The sequence below is a fragment of the Bradyrhizobium sp. UFLA05-89 genome (genome assembly GCF_059803475.1).
Map to the genome: position 1 here is coordinate 90,738 of NZ_JBANBA010000016.1, position 20,127 is coordinate 110,864.

The following is a 20,127-nucleotide window of genomic DNA, read 5'->3' on the forward strand; positions in this document are numbered from 1 at the left end:
CGCATGGCGCTTCGCTCCCCACTATGGAGACCAGCATGAATTTCATCAAAACTATCGTCGCTGCTGGCCTGGTGGCCGCATCGACGTCGGCCTTCGCTGCCGACATCACCGGCGCCGGCGCGACGTTCCCGTTCCCGATCTATTCGAAGTGGGCTGACGCCTACAAAAAGGAGACCGGCAACGGTCTGAACTATCAGTCGATAGGCTCCGGCGGCGGCATCAAGCAGATCCAGGCCAAGACCGTGACCTTCGGCGCCAGCGATGCGCCACTCAAGGCCGAGCAGCTCGAGAAGGACGGCCTCGTTCAGTGGCCGATGGTCATGGGCGCCATCGTCCCCGTGGTCAACATCGAGGGCGTGAAGGCCGGCGAGCTGACCTTCGACGGCGAGACCCTCGCCAACATCTACCTCGGCAAGATCACCAAGTGGGATGATGCTGCCATCAAGAAGCTCAATCCGAACGTGAAGCTGCCGTCGGACGCGATCACCGTGGTCCGCCGCTCGGACGGTTCGGGCACCACCTTCAACTTCACCAACTACCTCTCCAAGGCCAGCGCGGACTGGAAGAGCAAGGTCGGTGAGGGCACGGCCGTCGAATGGCCGGTCGGTGTCGGCGCCAAGGGCAACGAGGGCGTGTCGGGCAACATCAGCCAGACCAAGAACTCGATCGGTTATGTCGAGTACGCCTATGCCAAGCAGAACAAGCTGACCTACACCGGTCTCGTCAACAAGGCCGGCAAGCCGGTGCAGCCGACCGTCGAGGCCTTCCAGGCGGCCGCGTCCAACGCCGACTGGGGCAAGGCTCCGGGCTACTACGTCATCCTGACCGACCAGCCCGGCGACAAGTCCTGGCCGATCACCGCGGCGACCTTCATCCTGATGCACAAGGACGCCACCGACAAGGCGGCCTCGCAGGAAGCCATCAAGTTCTTCCGCTGGGCCTTCAAGAACGGCAGCAAGGCGGCCGAGGAGCTCGACTACATCCCGATGCCGGACAGCGTCGTCCAGCTGATCGAGAAGACCTGGGCTGCCGAGATCAAGAGCTGATCGCAGCGGCTCTCGTCTCCCGGACGCGGTACGGCATGAAATGACGCGCCGCTGAGCCGGGACCCAGAAGACTTTGGGTGCAATAACTTCGGCCCCGGATCAGCGTCGCACCGCTTCGCGCTGCGCCGCATCCGGGGCACGAGACCGACAATAAGCGTAGATAAATTGGTACAGGGGATCGGCGTGGCAGAGATGGCCGTTCAAAGCGATATCGTCGACGACGCCGGACCATATGATCGCGCCAAGGCCTTGAGCGCGTTCAAGCTCGGCGACATGACCTTCTATTGGATCACGCGGCTCAGCGCGATCTCGGTCCTCCTGATCCTCGGCGGCATCATCGTGTCGCTGATCGTCGGCGCCTTCCCGGCCATCAGGGAATACGGCCTCGCCTTCCTGTGGACCCAACGTTGGGCGCCCTCTGCCGATCCGCCGGTGCTCGGCGCGCTCGGGCCGATTTACGGCACGCTCGTCACCTCCTTCATCGCAATGCTGATCGCCATTCCCGTCGGCCTCGGCATCGCGATCTTCCTCACCGAGCTCTGCCCGCAATGGCTGCGCCGCCCGATCGGCATGGCGGTCGAGTTGCTCGCCGGCATTCCCTCGATCATCTACGGCATGTGGGGCTTCTTCGTGCTGGGTCCGTTCCTGGCCAACACCTTCCAGCCCTTCATGATCAAGCTGTTCGACGGCGTTCCGGTGCTGGGCGCGATCTTCGCCGGCCCGCCGTCCTATCTCAGCCTGTTCAACGCCTCGCTGATCCTCGCGATCATGGTGCTTCCCTTCATCACCTCGATCTCGGTCGACGTGTTCAAGACCGTGCCGCCGGTCCTGAAGGAAGCCGCCTATGGCGTCGGCTGCACCACCTGGGAAGTCGTGCGCAGCGTGGTGATCCCCTACACGCGCGTCGGCATCATCGGCGGCGTCATGCTGGCACTCGGACGTGCGCTGGGTGAGACCATGGCGGTGACCTTCATCATCGGCAACTCCTTCCGCATCTCGTCGTCGATCTTCGCCCCAGGCACGACCATCTCGGCGGCGATCGCCAGCGAGTTCGCCGAAAGCGACGGCCTGCATCAGTCCGGCCTGATCCTGCTCGGCCTGCTGCTGTTCGTGCTGACGTTCTTCGTGCTCGCCGGCGCGCGGCTGATGCTGCTGCGTCTCGAAAAGAAGGCGGGGAAGTAACATGAACCCGATCTACGCACGCCGCCGCCGCAAGGACATCGTCATCCGTGGTCTCTGCATCGCTGCCGCCGCCTTCGGCGTCACCTGGCTCGCGCTGATCCTGATCACCTTGCTTTACAACGGCCTCACCGGTCTGAACCTTCAGATCTTCGTCGCGGACACTCCGCCTCCGGGCTCGACCGAAGGCGGCCTGCGCAACGCCATCATCGGTTCGATCATCATGACCGTGATCGGCGTCGGCATCGGCGCGCCGCTTGGCCTGTTCGCCGGGACCTATCTCGCCGAATACGGTCGCAACGACAAGTTGACCTCGGTAATCCGCTTCATCAACGACATCCTCTTGTCGGCACCCTCCATCATCATCGGCCTGTTCATCTATGGTGCGGTGGTGGTGCCGATGCGCGGCTTCTCGGCGATCGCCGGCGCGCTGGCGCTGGCCGTCATCGTGATCCCGGTCGTGCTGCGCACCACCGAGGACATGCTGCTGCTGGTGCCGAACGCGCTACGCGAGGCGGCTTCTGCTCTTGGGCTGCCGCGTTCGCTGGTGATCAAGCGGATCGCCTACCGCGCGGCGCGCTCCGGTCTCATCACCGGCGTGCTGCTCGCCACCGCACGCGTCGCCGGCGAGACCGCGCCGCTGCTGTTCACCGCCTTGTCGAACCAGTTCTTCAGCCTCAGCCTGAACAAGACGATGGCGAACCTGCCGGTCACCATCAACAATTTCGTGCAGAGCCCCTATGCCTACTGGAAGCAGTTGGCCTGGAGCGGGGCGCTGCTGATCACCCTGACCGTGCTTGCCCTGAACATTGGCGCGCGCATTCTTGGCGCCGAGAGGACTGCAAAATGAGCGATCTGTCCGTTTCCGTAAGTTCCACCGGGCGTCAGGCGTCTCCGACGCTGCCCGAGGCTCCGGCCAAGGTGACGGTGCGCAATCTCAACTTCTATTATGGCGAGCACCACGCGCTGAAGAACATCAACCTGACGCTCGGCACCAATCGCGTCACGGCGTTCATCGGCCCATCCGGCTGCGGCAAGTCGACCCTGCTGCGCATCTTCAACCGGATGTACGATCTCTATCCGGGACAGCGCGCCACCGGTCAGCTCATGCTGGACCAGACCAACATCCTCGACTCCAAGCTCGACCTCAACCTGCTGCGCGCCCGGGTCGGCATGGTGTTCCAGAAGCCGACGCCGTTCCCGATGACGATCTACGAGAACATCGCCTTCGGCATCCGCCTCTATGAGAAGATCTCCAAATCGGAGATGGACGTCCGCGTCGAGAAGGCGCTGCGCGGCGGCGCGCTGTGGAACGAGGTCAAGGACAAGCTCAACGCCTCCGGCCTGTCGCTCTCCGGCGGCCAGCAGCAGCGTCTCTGCATCGCCCGCACCGTGGCGGTGCGTCCCGAGGTGATCCTGTTCGACGAGCCCTGCTCGGCGCTCGATCCGATCTCGACCGCTAAGGTCGAGGAGCTTATCCAGGAGCTCGCCGAGAACTACACGATCGCGATCGTCACCCACAACATGCAGCAGGCGGCGCGCGTCTCGGACAAGACCGCCTTCATGTATCTCGGCGAGCTGATCGAGTTCGACGAGACCAGCAAGATCTTCACGTCGCCCAGCGACCGGCGTACCCAAGACTACATCACCGGCCGCTTCGGCTGAGGAGACAGGAAATGGCTTCTGAACATACCGCAAAGGCCTTCGACACCGACCTGCAAGAGCTCACGCGGCTCGTTGCGGAGATGGGCGGCCTTGCCGAGCGCATGATCGTCGATTCCGTCGATGCGCTGATCCGCCGTGACGTCGCGCTCGGCCAGCGCGTGGTGGCAACCGACGCCGAGATCGACGCGCTCCAGAAGAAGATCGAGGAGCGCGCCGTGCTCACGATCGCGCGCCGCCAGCCGATGGCGGTCGACTTGCGCGAGATCGTTGGCGCCATGCGCGTCGCGACCGATCTGGAGCGGATCGGCGACCTTGCCAAGAACATGGGCAAGCGCGTCGCCGCGCTCGAGACCGATTTCCATCCGCTAAAGCTGTTCCGCGGCCTGGAACACATGACCGACCTCGTGCAGCAGCAGGTGAAGTCGGTGCTGGACGCCTATGCCGCGCATGACCTGCCGGCGGCGATGGTGGTGTGGAAAGGCGACGAGGAGGTCGACGCGATCTGCACCTCGCTGTTCCGCGAGCTCCTCACCTACATGATGGAGGATCCGCGCAACATCTCGTTCTGCATCCATTTGATGTTCTGCGCCAAGAACATCGAGCGGATCGGCGACCATGCGACCAACATCGCCGAGACCGTTTTTTACATGATCGAAGGTCAGGCCATCGCCGACAAGCGCCCGAAGGGCGACATGACGACCTTCGCCACGACCGTGCCGAACACTTAAGGAGCGACGACGCCATGGGCGCACGCATTCTGGTTGTTGAGGACGAGGAAGCGCTGACCGAGCTATTGCGCTACAACCTCGAAGGCGACGGCTACGATGTCGAGACGGTGATGCGCGGCGATGACGCCGACACCCGCCTCAAGGAGCATATCCCCGACCTGATCGTGCTCGACTGGATGCTGCCGGGCCTGTCCGGCATTGAGCTGTGCCGCAGGCTTCGCGCCAGGCCCGAGACCAAGCAGCTGCCGATCATCATGCTCACGGCACGCGGCGAGGAGAGCGAGCGGGTGCGGGGGCTTGCGACCGGCGCCGACGACTACATCGTCAAGCCGTTCTCGGTACCTGAGTTGCTCGCGCGCGTGAAAGGCCTGCTCCGGCGTGCAAGCCCCGAGCGGCTTGCGACCATACTCGCCTACGGCGACATCGAGCTCGACCGCGAGAAGCGTCGCGTCGCGCGCTCCGGACGGCCGATCGACCTCGGCCCGACCGAATATCGCCTCTTGGAGTTCTTCCTGGAGCATCCCGGCCGGGTGTTCTCGCGTGAACAGCTGCTCGACAGCGTCTGGGGCCGTGACATCTATATCGACGAGCGCACCGTCGACGTCCACATCGGCCGTCTGCGCAAGCTGCTCAATCTCGGCCGCGAGCAGGACCCGATCCGCACCGTCCGTGGCGCCGGCTACGCGCTGGACGATCGTTTCGCGAAGGCGGAGCAGACTTAAGGTTTGCAGGTGGCAGCGGTGATCCAGCGGGCTGCCGCCACATTCTCCGATGTCGTCCCTGCGAAAGCAGGGACCCATAACCACGGGGAGTGGTTTGGCGAAGACTCGGAGTGATCTTCCCGCGCAATAACTGCGCCCTGGATTATGGGTCCCTGCTTTCGCAGGGACGACATCCAATTTGTTGAACCATCGTTGCGCGTCGGCCAGCCCCCCGCGCTGATGACCTCAGCGCGTGCCGGGCTTGGCCGGTGCGCGTCGGCGGTCCGCCGCCGGCTGGTAGGCGACGCGCGAATGCTGCGCGCAGTAGGGCAGGCCCGAGAGCGACTTGCCGCCACAGAAGAAGAAATCCGGGCTCGAGGGATCGCCGACAGGCCAGTGGCAGGTCGCCTCGTTGAGCTCGAGCAGCGACAGGCGCTGGCTCATCGGAACGACGTTGTCGTAGGTGATCGGATCGGGCTCGACCTCGACCTCGAAGGCCTGGGCGAGGGCGGTGTTGCCGCGCGAGATCGGGCGGCTCACCCGCATCATGTGCTGTGCGGGGCGCGCCTTGCGGGGCCGGGGAGCCGCCGAGGACGGGCTCTTGGCGCGACCGGACAGGCCCAGCCGGTGCACCTTGCCGATTACGGCGTTGCGCGTCACATTCCCGAGCTCGGCAGCGATCTGGCTGGCCGAAAGCCCGGCTTCCCAGAGCTTTTTCAATTGCTCGACGCGATCGTCGGACCAGGTCAAAACCGTCATTGCACCCTTCCCTTCGCCGCGCGCCTGCCAATCCTTGGGGCCGCGTGGCGATGTCTAAGCCTCGAAAAACCCGTGCCCCCAGAATCCCTTAAGGCTCGCCGGGCGCGAAAAACGCACCTGAACGTTACGCCGGTACATGAGGACTAAGAGGATCAGAACTGCTGCACGAGATGTCGTATCTGACACGGTAAACGCTACAATATGGCGTGACTCCCGCGCAAGAGTCTGCGGCTCCGCGTCCACATGTTCCGTCGCTAAAAGAACTCAAAATCGCCACCGCAAGACTACGGGTCAGGCGCCTTGCAGGGCCTTCTGGCGGCATTGACAGCGGTTTTTCCAAGCATAAAATGGTGACACGTGCCGCCCTTAAAAGGCGGCACGTTTCGTTTTCCGGGCAGGTCAATGATGCGCTGCGCAAGGCAGCCTCAGCCGGCCCCAACATCCAAGTGACCGCCATGACCAAGAGCGCCGCGACGCATCTGCTTCCCGTTTTCGCCAGGGCCGAGCTCGGCTTCGAGCGCGGCGAAGGCTGCTGGCTGGTCGCAACCAATGGAGAGCGCTATCTCGATTTCACGTCGGGCGTCGCCGTGAATGCGCTCGGTCACGCGCATCCGCATCTGGTCGGGGCTCTGCAGGAGCAGGCGACAAAGCTCTGGCACATGTCGAACCTGTTCCAGAGCCCGGACGGTGAGAAGCTCGCGGTCAGGCTCTGCAACGAGAGCTTTGCGGACTTCGTGTTCTTCTGCAATTCCGGCGCCGAGGCGATGGAATGCGTGATCAAGGTGGTGCGCCGCTATCATGCCACCAAGGGCCATCCCGAGCGCTACCGCATGATCACTTTCGAGGGCGCTTTCCATGGCCGCACGCTGGCAACGCTCGCCGCTACGGGGTCTGCAAAATATCTCGAAGGCTTCGGTCCGCCGATGGACGGCTTCGACCAAGTGCCGCATGATGACCTGGAAGCCGTCAAGAAGGCGATCGGCCCACAGACCGCAGGCATCCTGATCGAGCCGATCCAGGGCGAGGGCGGCGTGCGCTCGGCGTCTCCCGCCTTCTATCGCGCGCTGCGCCAGCTCTGCGACGAGCATGGCCTGCTGCTCGCCTTCGACGAGGTGCAGACCGGCATGGGCCGCACCGGCGAACTCTTTGCACATCGCCGCCTCGGCGTGACCCCTGACGTGATGTCGCTGGCGAAAGCGCTTGGCGGCGGCTTTCCGATCGGCGCGTGCCTTGCGACCGCCGAGGCGGCCTCCGGCATGACGCCCGGCTCGCACGGCTCGACCTTCGGAGGCAATCCGCTCGCCGTGTCCGCGGCGAACGCCGTGCTCGACGTGATGCTCAAGCCCGGCTTCTTCGATCACGTGCAGAAGATGTCGCTGCTGCTCAAGCAGAAGCTCGCCTCCGTGATCGACCGCCATCCTGATGTCGTCAGCGAGGTGCGCGGCGAGGGGCTGTTGATTGGCGTCAAGGCCGTGGTGCCCTCGGGCGATCTCGTCACGGCGCTGCGCAACGAAAAGCTGCTCACCGTCGGCGCGGGCGACAATGTGGTGCGCTTCCTGCCGCCCTTGATCGTCACCGAGGCGGAGATCGAGGAGGGCGTCGCGCGGCTCGAGCGTGCCTGCACCGCGATCGAATCCACTCTCAAGACGCCGGCGGCAAGCTGATGAGCAAGACGCCCAAGCACTTCCTGGACATCAACGAGCTGCCGCTGTCCGAGCTCAAGAGCATGCTCGCCGCCTCCTCCGCCATGAAGGCGAAGCAGAAGGCGCATCAGCCGGTCAAGCCGCTCGAGGGCAAGACGCTGGCGATGATCTTCGAGCGTCCGTCGACGCGGACGCGGGTGTCGTTCGATGTCGCCATGCGCCAGCTCGGCGGCGAGCCCATCATGCTCACCGGTGCCGAGATGCAGCTCGGCCGCGGCGAGACCATCGCCGACACCGCGCGCGTACTGTCGCGCTATGTCGATGCCATCATGATCCGCATCCTCAATCACGATGCACTGCTCGAGCTCGCAGCGCACGCGACTGTGCCTGTCATCAACGGGCTGACGCGGCGCTCGCATCCGTGCCAGGTGATGGCCGACCTCATGACCTATGAGGAGCATCGCGGGCCGATCGAGGGCAAGACGGTGGCCTGGACCGGCGATGACAACAACGTGCTCGCCTCCTGGGCGCATGCCGCCGAGCGCTTCAAGTTCAACCTCAATGTCGCCACCCCGCCGGAGCTCGCGCCGAAGAAGGCGATGCGCGACTGGGTCAAGGCGACGGGCGCCCCGATCATGCTGGGCACCGATCCGGAAGCCGCTGTCCGCGGCGCCGATTGTGTCGTCACCGATACCTGGGTCTCGATGGGCGACAAGGAAGGCGAGCACCGTCACAACGTGCTCAAGCCCTACCAGGTCAACGCCAAGCTGATGTCGCTGGCCAAGCCCGATGCGCTGTTCATGCATTGCCTGCCCGCCCATCGCGGCGAAGAGGTCACCGACGAGGTGATCGATGGCCCGCAGTCCGTCGTGTTCGACGAGGCCGAAAACCGCCTGCACGCGCAGAAGGGTATCTTGGCCTGGTGCTTTGACGCGGTGAAGTGATTGGTCGTCGTCCGGCGGACGATAGTGAGAAATCCGTGACGACGGCAGTATGGAGTTGCTTTCGCCTCATGTTCGGTCGTCGTCCCGGACAAGCGCAGCGAAGCGGAGCGCGGATCCGGGACCCATAGCCACAGGGCGCGGTTTGGTGACGATTCGGAGTTGTCATCTCGCGCCACAACACAATCATGTGGTTATGGGTCGCGGGCTCGCGCCATGCGCGCCCCGGGGACGACATCGAATTTGCGGAATCGTAGTGCCGCAAGACTGCACCCGGAACAGGTTGCCTCGCCGCCCCCTTTCATTTCACCTCCTCCGACCCCAGATAGAGCGCCATGGTCTCTCAATCCCCTGACATCAAAGCCGGGCCCGAAAGCCCGGTTCGCGCGCCGTCTTCCGTTCCCGTCGACGATGCGGTGCTGCCCTTCGAGGTCGATGCGCTCGACGTGCGCGGGCGCTTGACCCGGCTCGGGCCCGCGCTCGACGAGATCCTCACCAAGCACGACTATCCCCCGCCGGTCGGCAAGCTGCTCGGCGAGGCCATCGTGCTGACGACGCTGCTCGGCTCGGCGCTGAAATTCGAAGGCCGCTTCATCCTTCAGGCGCAGACTGACGGTCCGGTGTCGTTCCTGGTGGTCGACTTCAAGGCGCCCGACCGCCTGCGCGCCTATGCCCGCTACGACGTCTCGCGGCTTGGCGAGGCCAAGGACTCCGGCTCGCTGCTCGGCCGCGGCCATCTCGCCATGACCATCGATCAGGGTGCGGATATGAGCCGTTACCAAGGCCTCGTCGCACTCGATGGCGGCAGCCTGGAAGATGCCGCGCACGAGTACTTCCTGCGCTCCGAGCAGATCCCGACCCAGGTGCGCCTCGCCGTCGGCGAGGAATGGCGCTCGAGCGACGGCGGCAAGCATCGCTGGCGCGCCGGTGGCCTCTTGATGCAGTTCCTGCCGAAGGCGCCGGAGCGTGCGCGACAGGCCGACCTGCATCCCGGCGACGCGCCCGAGGGCACCACGCCGCATACCGTCGCCGAGGACGATGCCTGGGTCGAAGCGCGCTCGCTGATCGGCACGGTCGAGGACGTCGAGTTGATCGATCCCGATCTCTCCGGCGAGCGCCTGCTCTACCGCCTGTTTCACGAGCGCGGCGTGCGCGTGTTCAATCCGCAGAATTTGAAAGCGGAATGCTCCTGCTCGCGCGATGCGGTGGCGGCGATGCTGAAGAGCTTTTCGCCGGATGACCGTGCCGCGATGGTCAAGGACGACAAGGTCGTCGTGACCTGCGAGTTCTGCAGCTCGGTGTATCAATTTACGCCGCACGAGGCGGGCGTGGAAAACGCCTAGTCTAACATTCGGAAATCGTAGGGTGGGCAAAGCGAAGCGTGTCCACCAACTTCTGTCACATAATTGAAGAGCTGGTGGGCACGGCGCTTCGCGCCTTTGCCCACCCTACAGCAGCCCGCCGCCTCTCAATTCAACACCCGCTTGCCGCCGTCCGGGCTATCGAGCGAAAAGGTCGGCACGTCGATCTCAAAACGCTCGCCGCTTTCGTTGACCATCTGGTAGCGGCCGGTCATGAAGCCCGAGGCGGTCGAGAGCGGGACGCCCGAGGTGTATTCGTAGCGCTCGCCGGGCGCGAGGATCGGCTGCTCGCCGATCACACCTTCGCCCTTGACCTCCTGCTGCCGCCCCGTCGCGTCGGTGATGATCCAGTGCCGCGTCTTGAGTTGCACGGTCTCGTCGCCGGAATTGGTGATCACGATGGTGTAGGACCAGAAGTAGCGCGAGCGCTCGGCCGACGACTGCTCCGGGACAAAGTTCGGCTCGACGGTCACTTCGATCTGGCGGGTCACGGCACGGTACATGGTTGCCATCATAACGAAAACCTTGCCGGGAACCAATCGTGGCCCGCGGCGTCAGCGACATCGTGCCGCCCGAATTGGCACTGTAGTTACACCCCAATGTGATCCGATCGCTTTGCGAGCAGGCCATCGGCCCGGTACACTCCTCAAACGCTGCGATTTGCGCAAGGGTTTTGGCCCGATGACCATTGCCGACCAAGTGACGGGATCGCGGATCGCGGGAACCGCGGATGCCAAGGAGGCGAAGCCGCGCGCGGCGGCGCCGGCCATCACGCTCCCCGTCATCGGCGAGCGCGAGCTTCGCCTCGACCTCTTCCGCGGGCTGGCGTTGTGGCTGATCTTCATCGACCATTTGCCGCCAAACCTGCTGACCTGGTTCACCATCCGCAACTACGGCTTCAGCGACGCCACCGAGATCTTCATCTTCATCTCCGGCTACACCGCGGCCTTCGTCTACGGCCGTGCGATGTTGGAAAACGGCTTCGTCATCGCCACCGCGCGGATCCTGCGCCGGGTCTGGCAGATCTACGTCGCCCACGTCTTCCTGTTCACGATCTTCCTCGCGGAAATCTCCTACGTCGCCACCAGCTTCGAGAATCCGCTCTACACGGAAGAGATGGGCATCATGGATTTCCTCAAGCAGCCTGACGTCACCATCGTGCAGGCGCTGCTGCTGCGCTTCCGGCCCGTCAACATGGACGTGCTGCCGCTCTATATCGTGTTGATGCTGGCGCTGCCGCTCATCCTCTGGCTGATGAAATGGAAGCCGGATCTCACGCTCGGCCTGTCGGTCGTGCTCTACGTGGTGACCTGGGAGTTTGACCTCTATTTTTCGGCTTATCCGAATGGTTTCTGGGCCTTCAACCCGCTCGCCTGGCAATTGCTGTTCGTGTTCGGTGCCTGGTGTGCGCTCGGAGGTGCACGGCGCATGACGCGGATCCTGGCATCACCCGTGACGATGTGGATCTCGATCGCCTATCTGGCCGCTGCGTTCTACGTGACGCTGACCTGGTACGTGCCGCAGCTCTCCCACTTCATGCCGAAGCGGATCGAGCAGTGGATGTATCCGATCGACAAGACCGATCTGGACGTGCTGCGCTTCACGCATTTCCTGGCACTGGCCGCGCTCACAGTGCGCTTCCTGCCGCGGGACTGGCCGGGCCTGAAATCACCCCTCTTGAGACCGCTGATCCTCTGCGGCCAGCACTCGCTGGAGATATTCTGTCTCGGCGTGTTCCTGGCCTTTGCCGGTCATTTCATCCTGGCCGAGGTGTCGGGCGGCCCGGGCATGCATGCGCTGATTAGTCTCTGCGGAATCCTGATCATGTGGGCCATGGCCTGGGTGATTTCATGGTACAAGCAGGTCGCTGACAAGAGCGGTTCGAAAACCAAAAACGCCGTCGGCAACGCCGATCTGGCGGGAGGGGGCTGATGAAGGCGAAGGTTCTCCTGAGCCTGATCCTGCTATGCGGTGCACTCGCCGCGCCTTCCGCGCGCGCCGAGGATAATGCTGCGCCTGCCGCTCCCGCAGGACCGTCGGCGTGCGAGGTGCCGTCGTATCTGCTCGCCACCGAAAGCCAGCTCCCGAAGGTCGCCGAGGCCGTGAAGAGCGAAAAACCGCTCGAAATCCTGGTCATCGGCAGCCGGTCGACCACCATCCCGTCATCCGAAGAGAGCTCCTATCCGGCCCGGCTTCAGGCGATCTTGAAGGAGAAGCTGCCTTCGGAACCGGTGCACGTCTCCGTAGAACTACAGAGCAAGAAGACCGCAGAAGAGACCGCATCCGGCTTCGTTAAGCTTATGGAAGCGAAAAAGCCTACTTTGGTCATCTGGCAGACCGGGACCGTGGATGCTATCCGATCCATCGATCCCGATGAGTTCCGCGGTGCCGTCACGGATGGCGTTACTGCGCTGCAAAATGCGGGGGCCGACGTTATATTGATGAATTTGCAGTACAGCCCGCGGACCGAAACCATGATCTCGGTGCCGCCCTATCTCGATAATATGCGCGTGGTGGCGCAGGAGCATGATATCCCGCTGTTCGACCGTTTCGCGATCATGCGTCAATGGAATGATCAAGGTCAGTTTGACCTGTTCAATCCCTCGCGCGGACCGGAGTTGGCGAAACAGGTCCATGATTGCCTTGGCCGGGCGCTGGCGCAATTCGTCGTCGACGCCGCGCATCTCGGTCCGGCCCAGCAGCAAAATTGAGGTTTAGCGTAAATGAGTTCTTTCCGCCCTTTTGGCCTGACGGCATGGCTGGCTGCGCCCATTGTGGCCGCGCTGCTGATGCCTGTGTCGCTCTCACCCGTCCGCGCGCAGGCCGTGGCTGTCGCGCCGACGGCCCCGCAGGCCGCTAGTCCGGCGCCCGCGCCGCAGGCCACGACCGCCGCGACCAGCCAGCAAGAATCTTCCGAGCAGCGCGGTCTTACCGCGCGGGCCATCGACAAGGTCAAGCAGGTCGCCAAATCCGCCGGCGACATCTTTAGCCGCGTGCCGTGCCTGCCGCCTAGGGGCAGCGCGAACAAGGGCGGCGCAAAATCGATGGGCTCGCTGCCGCACGTCGCGAACAAGCTGGTCGCGGGCAAGCCAGTCGTCATCGTCGCGTTCGGATCGTCATCGACGGCAGGCTTCGGTGCAAGCTCGCCTGATTTCAACTATCCGAACCGCCTCGCCGGGCAGCTTCGCCGGCAATATCCGACCGCCGACATCGCCGTCATCAACGCCGGCGTCGGCGGCGAGGACGCGCCCGAGATGATGAAGCGCCTCCAGAAGGAGGTGATCGACGTGCATCCGGATCTCGTGATCTGGCAGGTCGGCACCAATGCAGTGCTGCGCAACCTCGATCCGGGCGACACCGCAAAGCTCGTCGAGGACGGCATCACGCGCATCCAGGCGGCCGGCGATTCAGACATCGTGCTGGTCGATCCGCAATATTCGCCGCGCGTCACCGAGCGTCCCGAGAGCGCCGGCAAGATGGTGAAGCTGCTCGGCCGCGTCGCGGAGCTCCGCCACGTCGGCATCTTCCCGCGCTTCGAGGTGATGCGCGACTGGCACGAGAAGCAGGCCATTCCGGTCGAGAGTTTTGTGATCTCCGACGGCCTGCACATGAATGATTGGGGCTACGCCTGCTTCGCGCAGCTCCTCGGCGACGACATCATCCGCTCCGTCGGCCAGATCAAGTTAGGGGTCAACGTGCCTGCGGACGTGCGGACCTATCGGCCGATGTAGCTCGGCTGCTGTAGCGATTGTAGGGTGGGTTAGCGAAGCGTAACCCACCACTTCTCTCGACGAGTGGAGAGCAAAGAGGTGGGTTACGCCTTCGGCTAACCCACCCTACTTTTCCGAAAGCGTGGCTACCTTACGCCTTCTCCAGCGCCGCGGTGAGATCCTCGATCAGATCGTCGGCATGCTCGAGCCCCGCCGAGAAGCGGATAAAGCCTTCGCTGATGCCGAGCGCAGCGCGGTCTTCCGGCTTCAGGCGCTGATGGGTCGTGGTCGCCGGATGCGTCACCAGGCTCTTGGCGTCGCCGAGATTGTTGGAAATCTTGGCGAGCTTCAGCGCATTGAGCACGCGGAATGCGGCCTGCTTGCCGCCCTTGACCTCGAACCCGACCAGCGTCGAGCCGCCGCGCATCTGCTTCTTCACGAGAGCTGCCTGCGGATGATCGGCGCGGCCGGGATAGACCAGACGCGAAATTTTTGGATGGCTGGCGAGCACCTCGGCAACGCGGGCCGCGGTGTCGGTCTGTGCGCGCACGCGCACGCCGAGCGTCTCCAGCCCCTTGAGCAGGACCCAGGCGTTGAACGGCGAGATCGACGGCCCGGTCTGGCGCATGAAGTTGTGGATGTGCTCGGCGGTGAACGCTTCGGACGACAGGATGACGCCCCCCAGACACCGGCCCTGGCCATCGATGTGCTTGGTCGCGGAATAGACCACGACATCGGCACCGAGCGCGAGCGGGCTCTGCCAGATCGGCGTCGCGAACACGTTGTCGACCACGAGCCGCGCGCCGCCTTTGTGTGCGATTTCTGCGATGGCGGGAATGTCGAGCACGTCGAGCGTCGGATTGGTCGGGCTTTCCAGGAAGAAGGTCTTGGTGTTCGGCTTGACCGCGCGCTGCCACTGGTCGAGATCGAGACCGTCGACCAGCGTGGTCTCGATGCCGTAGCGCGGCAGCAGATCCTGCACCACGTAGAGGCACGAGCCGAACAGCGCCCTCGATGCCACAACGTGATCGCCAGCCTTCAAGGGCGCCAGGATTGCGGTCGTCACCGCGGCCATGCCGGTTGCCGCCGAGCGGGCGGCTTCGGCGCCCTCGAGCTCGATCATGCGCTGCTCGAACATCGCGATCGTCGGGTTGGAATAGCGCGAATAGATGAAGCCGGGATCCTCGCCCTTGAACCGCGCCTCGCATTCCTCGGCGCTCGCGTAGACGTAGCCCTGGGTGAGGAACAGCGCTTCGGACGTCTCGCCATATTGCGAGCGCAGGGTGCCGGAATGAACCAGCCGGGTTTCGGGACGGTAGTTGGCGGGCGACTTCGACATAGGTACCTCCGACATGACCATCGATGCGAAAATGGTCACAAAAAAACCGGCCTGGATATCTCCACTGGCCGGGATCACAGAGGTCCCCGGCCTGTTTAGCGATTTATTTAACGTGGCTGCAAGCCGGCCGGCTCAAATCACCACGGGATAAGTCATGCTCATATTCCGCCATGGCCTTTTCGTCAAGGCATCCATCGGATAGCGGTAAAAGGTTCGTTTTTCCGCATTTTTGGATGCGTTTGACCCGAGATGAGGACCACCGGTTGACGTTCACGGTCGCCGCCGACGCCAATGGTATCCTGCCCGACCGCATGATCGCGGCGATGGCGGATGATGGGCTTATCCTGCCCGCCTACGACTTCGTCGAAAGCCAGATTCAGCCGGCAAGCCTCGATTTGCGACTCGGTGATATTGCTTACCGCGTCCGCGCGAGCTTCCTGCCCGGGCCCGGCGCCACCGTCGCCGAGCGCATCGACGAGCTGAAGCTGCACGAGTTCAGCCTCACCGACGGCGCGGTGCTGGAGACCAACTGCGTCTACATCGTGCCGCTGCTCGAGAGTCTCGCGCTGCCGCCGGAGATCGTCGCGGCCGCCAATCCGAAGAGCTCGACCGGTCGGCTCGACGTCTTCACCCGCGTGATCGCCGATGGCACCCGCCGTTTCGACATGATCGGTGCGGGCTATCACGGCCCACTCTATGCCGAGATCAGCCCTAAAACGTTTCCGGTGCTGGTGAGCGAGGGCTCGCGGCTGTCGCAGGTGCGCTTCCGCACCGGCGATGCCATCCTCAGCATTGACGAGCTCGAGGCGCTGCATGCGACAGAGCGTCTCGTCGACATCGACGATGCCGATCTCACCGGCGGCGTCGCCGTCTCCGTCGATCTCTCCGGCGAAAAGGGCGGCGGCTTCGTCGGCTATCGCGCCAAGCGCCACACCGGCGTGGTCGATGTCGATCGCCGCGCCGGCTACGCGATCGAGGATTTCTGGGAGCCGATCTCGGCGCGTCCCGACGGCAGCCTCATTCTCGATCCCGGCGAGTTCTACATCCTAGCGTCCAAGGAAGCGGTGCAGGTGCCGCCGGACTACGCCGCGGAGATGGTGCCGTTCGATCCCCTGGTCGGTGAATTCCGCGTGCACTATGCCGGTTTCTTCGACCCCGGCTTCGGCTATGCGGGCGCCGGCGGGCAGGGGGCGCGCGCGGTGCTCGAGGTGCGCTCGCGCGAAGTGCCCTTCATCCTCGAGCACGGCCAGATCGTCGGCCGCCTCGTCTACGAGAAGATGCTGGCGCGGCCCGATGCCATGTACGGCCAGCGCATCGGCTCGAACTACCAGGCGCAGGGATTGAAGCTGAGCAAGCACTTTCGGGTGTAGCTGCTAGCCCACCCACCCGCCGCCGTCATGCCCCGGCTTGATGACCGGGGCATCCAGTACGCTGCGGCCTATCGACTCTATAATAGCTGCCTCTGGAATACTGGATCGCCCGAACAAGTCGGGCGATGACACCGAATGTGTGCCAGGATGTGAACCTAAATCCGAGCTGTAAGCGAGGTGGCGACATGACAGATCAATCCGACCTCGACACAAGAATTCTGGAAGACGCCGCGGATGCGCTGATCTATTCGGATCGCTCGGGCACGATCGTCCGATGGAATCGTGCATCGAGCGCGCTGTTCGGGTTCTCCGCGCAAGAAGCGCTCGGCCAGAACCTCGACCTGATCGTTCCCGAACATTTGCGCGCCGCGCACTGGAAGGGCTTTGAGACTGCGACGTCGAGCGGCATGATGAAGCTTGCCGGCCGTCCTACGCTGACCCGCGCACTGCACAAGAGCGGACGCAAGCTCTACATCGAGATGACGTTTGCGCTTGTCAGAGATGCCGGCGGTGCCGTGCACGGAGCGGTGGCGATGGCGCGCGACGTGACCGAAAGGGTCGAGCGCGAGCGCGCGGCCAAGGCTGCGCCGCCTCCGCAGGCTTCGTGATGCGGAATTGGCGAGGGAGCGTGCAGGGCGCCCTGCATGAGCGTCAGGTTGCCCGCCACGGATTGCAGTGACACACTCGATCAAAACGACGATCGGGAGCGAACATGGCCGCCGCTTTGGACTCCGCGCAGGAAGCCCAGTGGAAACGCTGGCGTGCCATCGCCGATCTCTACCATGCCTATTTCACCGGCCTCATCCTCACCGTGGTGACGCGGCGCGGCACTGCGGATGCCGCGGAATTCGTCTTCCGCGTGTTTCGCCGCCAGCAGCAGGAGCGTTTCCTGCCCGGGCTCGACAAGCTCGGGCTGCGCCATCTGCCGCCGGCGGTCGCGGCCGCGCAATACCACTATCTCTCCAACTGGATCGGCGGCGTGCGTGTCGAATACATGTATGAGAGCGATCGCAAGGCCTGGATCCGCTATCCGCCGCCGCGCTGGATCTGGAAGGGCCCCGCGATATGCGGCATTCCCGGCGAAGTGTCGCGCGCGATGCTGCGCGGCTGGCACGCCAACAATGGCGTCGTGCTCGGTGACCTCAGGCTCGGTTTCGTCTGCACCAAGCAGAGCGTCGATGGTCAGGACGGGCTCGAAGGTTACTACTACGAACATGATCACCCGCTCGAACTCGACCAGCGCCTGGTATTCGCGCGTCATCTCGAAGCACCGCTGTTCGATGCGAACAACGCGCCGGCGCTGCCGGTTGCGAGTTGGCCAAAGCCGCGACTGGAAAAGGCCTATCGCAACTACGCGATGGAATATGTCCCCACGGCCGCGCCCGTGATGGTGCAGTTGTTCGATCCTGGGGATGCCGGATATCTGCTGCATCTGACGGGCAAGCTGATCGGCATGCAGAGTTTCGACGAGGTCGCGGCGGCGCTGGGGATGAGCCGCGGCGGCGCGAAAGAGTTTGCATCTTTCCTCAACGCGCTGCTCGCCGCGCAGGACGATGCGGCCGATCTTGCGGGATCCGAAGGCGGCTTCGAGATCCGTCAGCAGAGCTGGAAGCTGATGGATGATGTTGCTGATTATCATCCGGTGATCGCGAAGGTGCTGGATGGCCTGTTCGAAGGGCTTGCGGCCGGGTGCGGGCGTCATATCGGTGTCAGTTTGAAAGCTGGTGCAGGCGGCAGGTCTCCACTGGTGTGGAGCATCGGCTAAGCAACCCTCGATCCCTGCACTCCATCCCCGCTTGCGGGATGGTGAAGCGCCTTCCACGCGCCGAAATGCGCTGCCGCAGGGGGGCCGTGCGCCGGACGCAGGCGGAATCAGCTCGTGGCATGCTAACACGGGTCATTCATTTCGTTCGTGCAGGGGTTGAATCCGGTCAATTGACGGTGAACGTGATCGCGCTCACAGACGCCGCGGCCAAATCGCCGTAGCAGTTGAAAAGGTTTTTCGGAGAGGAAATGTCCGACGTCGGCGTCGCCGAGCTTCCCGTCGATGAGGAGGAGCGTCCCGAGCCGCCGCCATCGCGGCCGGCGAGGCTTGCCGCGCCACGCAGCGCGCTGGTTGATGGGCCGATCCTGCGCACGCTGCTCAGCCTGGCCTGGCCGAACGTGATCGGACTATCAGCGGGCACCTGCGTGGTGATCGCGGAGACCTCCTATATCGGCCGCCTCGGCGTCGAATCGCTCGCCGCGATGGCGCTGGTGTTTCCCTGCGTGATCCTGATGATGACGATGTCCGGCGGCGCTATGGGCGGTGCCGTGGCTTCCGCGATCGCGCGTGCGCTCGGTGCGGGCGACCGCGAGCGCGCCGGTACGCTTGCCGCGCACGCGCTCCTGATCGGCATCGCCTTCGGTCTCGTCTTCATGCTGGGCATGCTGATCTTCGGGCCGCATCTGCTCGAGCTGCTTGGCGGCCGCGGCAACGTGCTGGCGCAGGCGATCGCCTACATGCAGGTGTTCTTCGGCGGCGCGGTGCTGGCCTGGCTGCTCAATACTCTGGCCGGCGTGCTGCGCGGCACCGGCAACATGAAGCTGCCTTCGCTGCTGATGCTCAATTCTGCGGTGTGCCAGATCATCCTGGGCGGCACGCTGGGTCTCGGGCTCGGACCGATCCCGCAATTCGGCATGCGCGGCGTCGCCGCCGGCGCGCTGATCGCCTATTCGATCAACATTAGCGTAATGAGCTGGTACCTGTTTTCCGGCCGCGCGCGTGTCGTGCCCAAGCTGATTGGCCTCCGGATCCAGTGGGCGATGTTCTTCGACATCCTGAAGGTGGGCGCCATCGCCTGTTTCTCGCCGCTGCAATCGGTGCTGACGATCTCGATCCTCACCCACATGCTGGCCAAGTTCGGCACCGCAATCCTCGCCGGCTACGGCGTCGGTGCGCGGCTCGAATTTCTGCTGATTTCGATCGCGTTCGCCTTCGGCATCGCCTCGGTGCCGATGGTCGGCATGGCGATCGGCGCCGGCAAGATCGCGCGCGCACGCCGCATTGCCTGGACGGCCGGTGCGGCCGCATTCCTCGCGGTGGGCACGCCCGCGAGCCTGGTTGCGATCTTCCCCGATCTCTGGGTCAATATCTTCACCGACAGCGCGACCGTGCGCGCGATGAGCCATCAATATCTCTCTACCGTCGCACCGTTCTACGCCTTCATGGGCCTCGCCACGGCGATGTATTTCTCATCGCAGGGCGCGGCCAAGGTGCTGGGACCGGTGTTGGCGCAGACCGCACGGCTCGTCTTCATCGCAACCTGCGGCTGGTGGCTGTCGACGCATGAAGCGACCGCGCAAAGCTTCTTCTGGCTCGCGGCAAGCTCGATGGTCCTACTTGGAACGCTCTCCTGTTCCAGCGTGGTGCTGACGCGCTGGGGAACGCGCGCCACCAAGCCGGATATCCGGCCAGCTCTGTCCGGCGTTGCGGATTAAAGCATGATCCGGAAAAGTGTGGAGCGGTTTTCTCTCGCGACAAACGCGGAACGCGCTTGCGCGGAGATCATGCTCAAACATCAACCTAAAGCGCGATGACGATTCATCCTAATCTCATCGCGCTTTAGTCTTACTGTGTCATAAAATCATCCGCACGGTACGTCTTTGGATGAGAGCAGTACAGCACGGACATCGTCGCAGGCGA

At 63.9% G+C, this 20,127-nt stretch carries 19 protein-coding genes and 1 riboswitch; of the genes, 16 read left to right on the forward strand and 3 right to left on the reverse strand.

Annotated features, from left to right (window positions below; translation table 11 throughout):
• Positions 1-35 precede the first annotated feature (35 nt).
• From pstS to phoB, 6 genes are all read left to right on the forward strand, one after another.
• Complete coding sequence (gene pstS, locus SO139_RS11560) at positions 36-1,046, forward strand: phosphate ABC transporter substrate-binding protein PstS (protein WP_449377724.1); 1,011 nt, start codon at positions 36-38, stop codon at positions 1,044-1,046.
• 192 nt (positions 1,047-1,238) lie between these two features.
• The gene (pstC, locus tag SO139_RS11565; protein ID WP_449377837.1) at positions 1,239-2,228 is read left to right on the forward strand and encodes a phosphate ABC transporter permease subunit PstC; all 990 of its coding nucleotides are present in this window, start codon (positions 1,239-1,241) and stop codon (positions 2,226-2,228) included.
• A gap of 1 nt (position 2,229) precedes the next feature.
• A complete protein-coding gene (gene pstA, locus SO139_RS11570) occupies positions 2,230-3,075 on the forward strand; it encodes a phosphate ABC transporter permease PstA (RefSeq protein WP_449377723.1) in 846 nt (281 codons plus the stop codon).
• Positions 3,072-3,890 carry a phosphate ABC transporter ATP-binding protein PstB gene (gene pstB, locus SO139_RS11575; RefSeq protein WP_449377722.1) on the forward strand — a complete coding sequence of 273 codons (819 nt, stop codon included), beginning with the start codon at positions 3,072-3,074 and terminating at the stop codon, positions 3,888-3,890. The genes pstA and pstB overlap by 4 nt, the downstream gene beginning before the upstream one ends.
• 11 nt (positions 3,891-3,901) lie before the next feature.
• Positions 3,902-4,618 (forward strand): phosphate signaling complex protein PhoU, encoded by a 717-nt coding sequence (gene phoU, locus SO139_RS11580; RefSeq protein ID WP_449377721.1) that lies wholly within the window; start codon positions 3,902-3,904, stop codon positions 4,616-4,618.
• Between the two features lie 14 nt (positions 4,619-4,632).
• Positions 4,633-5,340, forward strand: coding sequence for a phosphate regulon transcriptional regulator PhoB (phoB, locus tag SO139_RS11585; protein WP_449377720.1), 708 nt, complete (start codon positions 4,633-4,635; stop codon positions 5,338-5,340).
• Between the two features lie 225 nt (positions 5,341-5,565).
• Here phoB and SO139_RS11590 read toward each other — a convergent pair whose 3' ends face one another.
• Complete coding sequence (locus tag SO139_RS11590) at positions 5,566-6,078, reverse strand: GcrA family cell cycle regulator (protein ID WP_027521514.1); 513 nt, start codon at positions 6,076-6,078, stop codon at positions 5,566-5,568.
• Between the two features lie 455 nt (positions 6,079-6,533).
• Between SO139_RS11590 and SO139_RS11595 the strand changes: the two genes are divergently transcribed.
• The 3 genes from SO139_RS11595 (at position 6,534) to SO139_RS11605 (ending at position 10,005) form a co-directional block, all read left to right on the forward strand.
• A complete protein-coding gene (locus SO139_RS11595) occupies positions 6,534-7,742 on the forward strand; it encodes an aspartate aminotransferase family protein (protein ID WP_449377719.1) in 1,209 nt (402 codons plus the stop codon).
• A complete protein-coding gene (gene argF / locus SO139_RS11600) occupies positions 7,742-8,665 on the forward strand; it encodes an ornithine carbamoyltransferase (RefSeq protein ID WP_449377718.1) in 924 nt (307 codons plus the stop codon). The genes SO139_RS11595 and argF overlap by 1 nt, the downstream gene beginning before the upstream one ends.
• A 332-nt stretch (positions 8,666-8,997) precedes the next feature.
• A complete protein-coding gene (locus tag SO139_RS11605) occupies positions 8,998-10,005 on the forward strand; it encodes an Hsp33 family molecular chaperone (RefSeq protein WP_449377717.1) in 1,008 nt (335 codons plus the stop codon).
• A 125-nt stretch (positions 10,006-10,130) separates the two neighbouring features.
• Here the strand turns inward: SO139_RS11605 and apaG are convergent, their stop codons facing one another.
• On the reverse strand, positions 10,131-10,526 hold the full coding sequence (apaG, locus tag SO139_RS11610; protein ID WP_027521510.1) for a Co2+/Mg2+ efflux facilitator ApaG/CorD: 396 nt from the start codon (positions 10,524-10,526) through the stop codon (positions 10,131-10,133).
• Between the two features lie 178 nt (positions 10,527-10,704).
• Here apaG and SO139_RS11615 point away from each other — a divergent pair, with 178 nt between their 5' ends.
• From SO139_RS11615 to SO139_RS11625, 3 genes are read left to right on the forward strand one after another with little or no spacing between them, the layout of a single operon-like run.
• The gene (locus SO139_RS11615; protein ID WP_449377716.1) at positions 10,705-11,955 is read left to right on the forward strand and encodes an OpgC domain-containing protein; all 1,251 of its coding nucleotides are present in this window, start codon (positions 10,705-10,707) and stop codon (positions 11,953-11,955) included.
• Positions 11,955-12,734 (forward strand): SGNH/GDSL hydrolase family protein, encoded by a 780-nt coding sequence (locus SO139_RS11620; protein WP_449377715.1) that lies wholly within the window; start codon positions 11,955-11,957, stop codon positions 12,732-12,734. The genes SO139_RS11615 and SO139_RS11620 overlap by 1 nt, the downstream gene beginning before the upstream one ends.
• A gap of 12 nt (positions 12,735-12,746) precedes the next feature.
• Positions 12,747-13,754: an SGNH/GDSL hydrolase family protein gene (locus SO139_RS11625; protein ID WP_449377714.1), complete on the forward strand. Its 1,008-nt coding sequence runs from the start codon at positions 12,747-12,749 to the stop codon at positions 13,752-13,754.
• Between the two features lie 130 nt (positions 13,755-13,884).
• Here SO139_RS11625 and SO139_RS11630 read toward each other — a convergent pair whose 3' ends face one another.
• Entirely contained in the window at positions 13,885-15,072 is a 1,188-nt protein-coding gene (locus tag SO139_RS11630) for an O-succinylhomoserine sulfhydrylase (protein ID WP_449377713.1), read from the reverse strand.
• Between the two features lie 74 nt (positions 15,073-15,146).
• Positions 15,147-15,226, reverse strand: a riboswitch (SAM riboswitch).
• 79 nt (positions 15,227-15,305) lie between these two features.
• On the opposite strand from SO139_RS11630, the gene SO139_RS11635 reads away from it, so the two are divergent.
• The 4 genes from SO139_RS11635 to SO139_RS11650 all read left to right on the forward strand — a co-directional run bounded on the left by SO139_RS11635 (position 15,306) and on the right by SO139_RS11650 (position 19,922).
• Positions 15,306-16,442, forward strand: a complete 1,137-nt coding sequence (locus tag SO139_RS11635) for a 2'-deoxycytidine 5'-triphosphate deaminase (protein WP_449377712.1) — start codon at positions 15,306-15,308, stop codon at positions 16,440-16,442.
• Between the two features lie 185 nt (positions 16,443-16,627).
• Positions 16,628-17,050, forward strand: a complete 423-nt coding sequence (locus SO139_RS11640) for a PAS domain S-box protein (protein WP_449377711.1) — start codon at positions 16,628-16,630, stop codon at positions 17,048-17,050.
• Positions 17,051-17,154: 104 nt separating this feature from the next.
• Positions 17,155-18,207, forward strand: coding sequence for a hypothetical protein (locus SO139_RS11645; protein ID WP_498540072.1), 1,053 nt, complete (start codon positions 17,155-17,157; stop codon positions 18,205-18,207).
• Positions 18,208-18,455: 248 nt separating this feature from the next.
• Positions 18,456-19,922, forward strand: coding sequence for an MATE family efflux transporter (locus tag SO139_RS11650; RefSeq protein WP_498540073.1), 1,467 nt, complete (start codon positions 18,456-18,458; stop codon positions 19,920-19,922).
• The last annotated feature ends 205 nt before the right edge of the window (positions 19,923-20,127 follow it).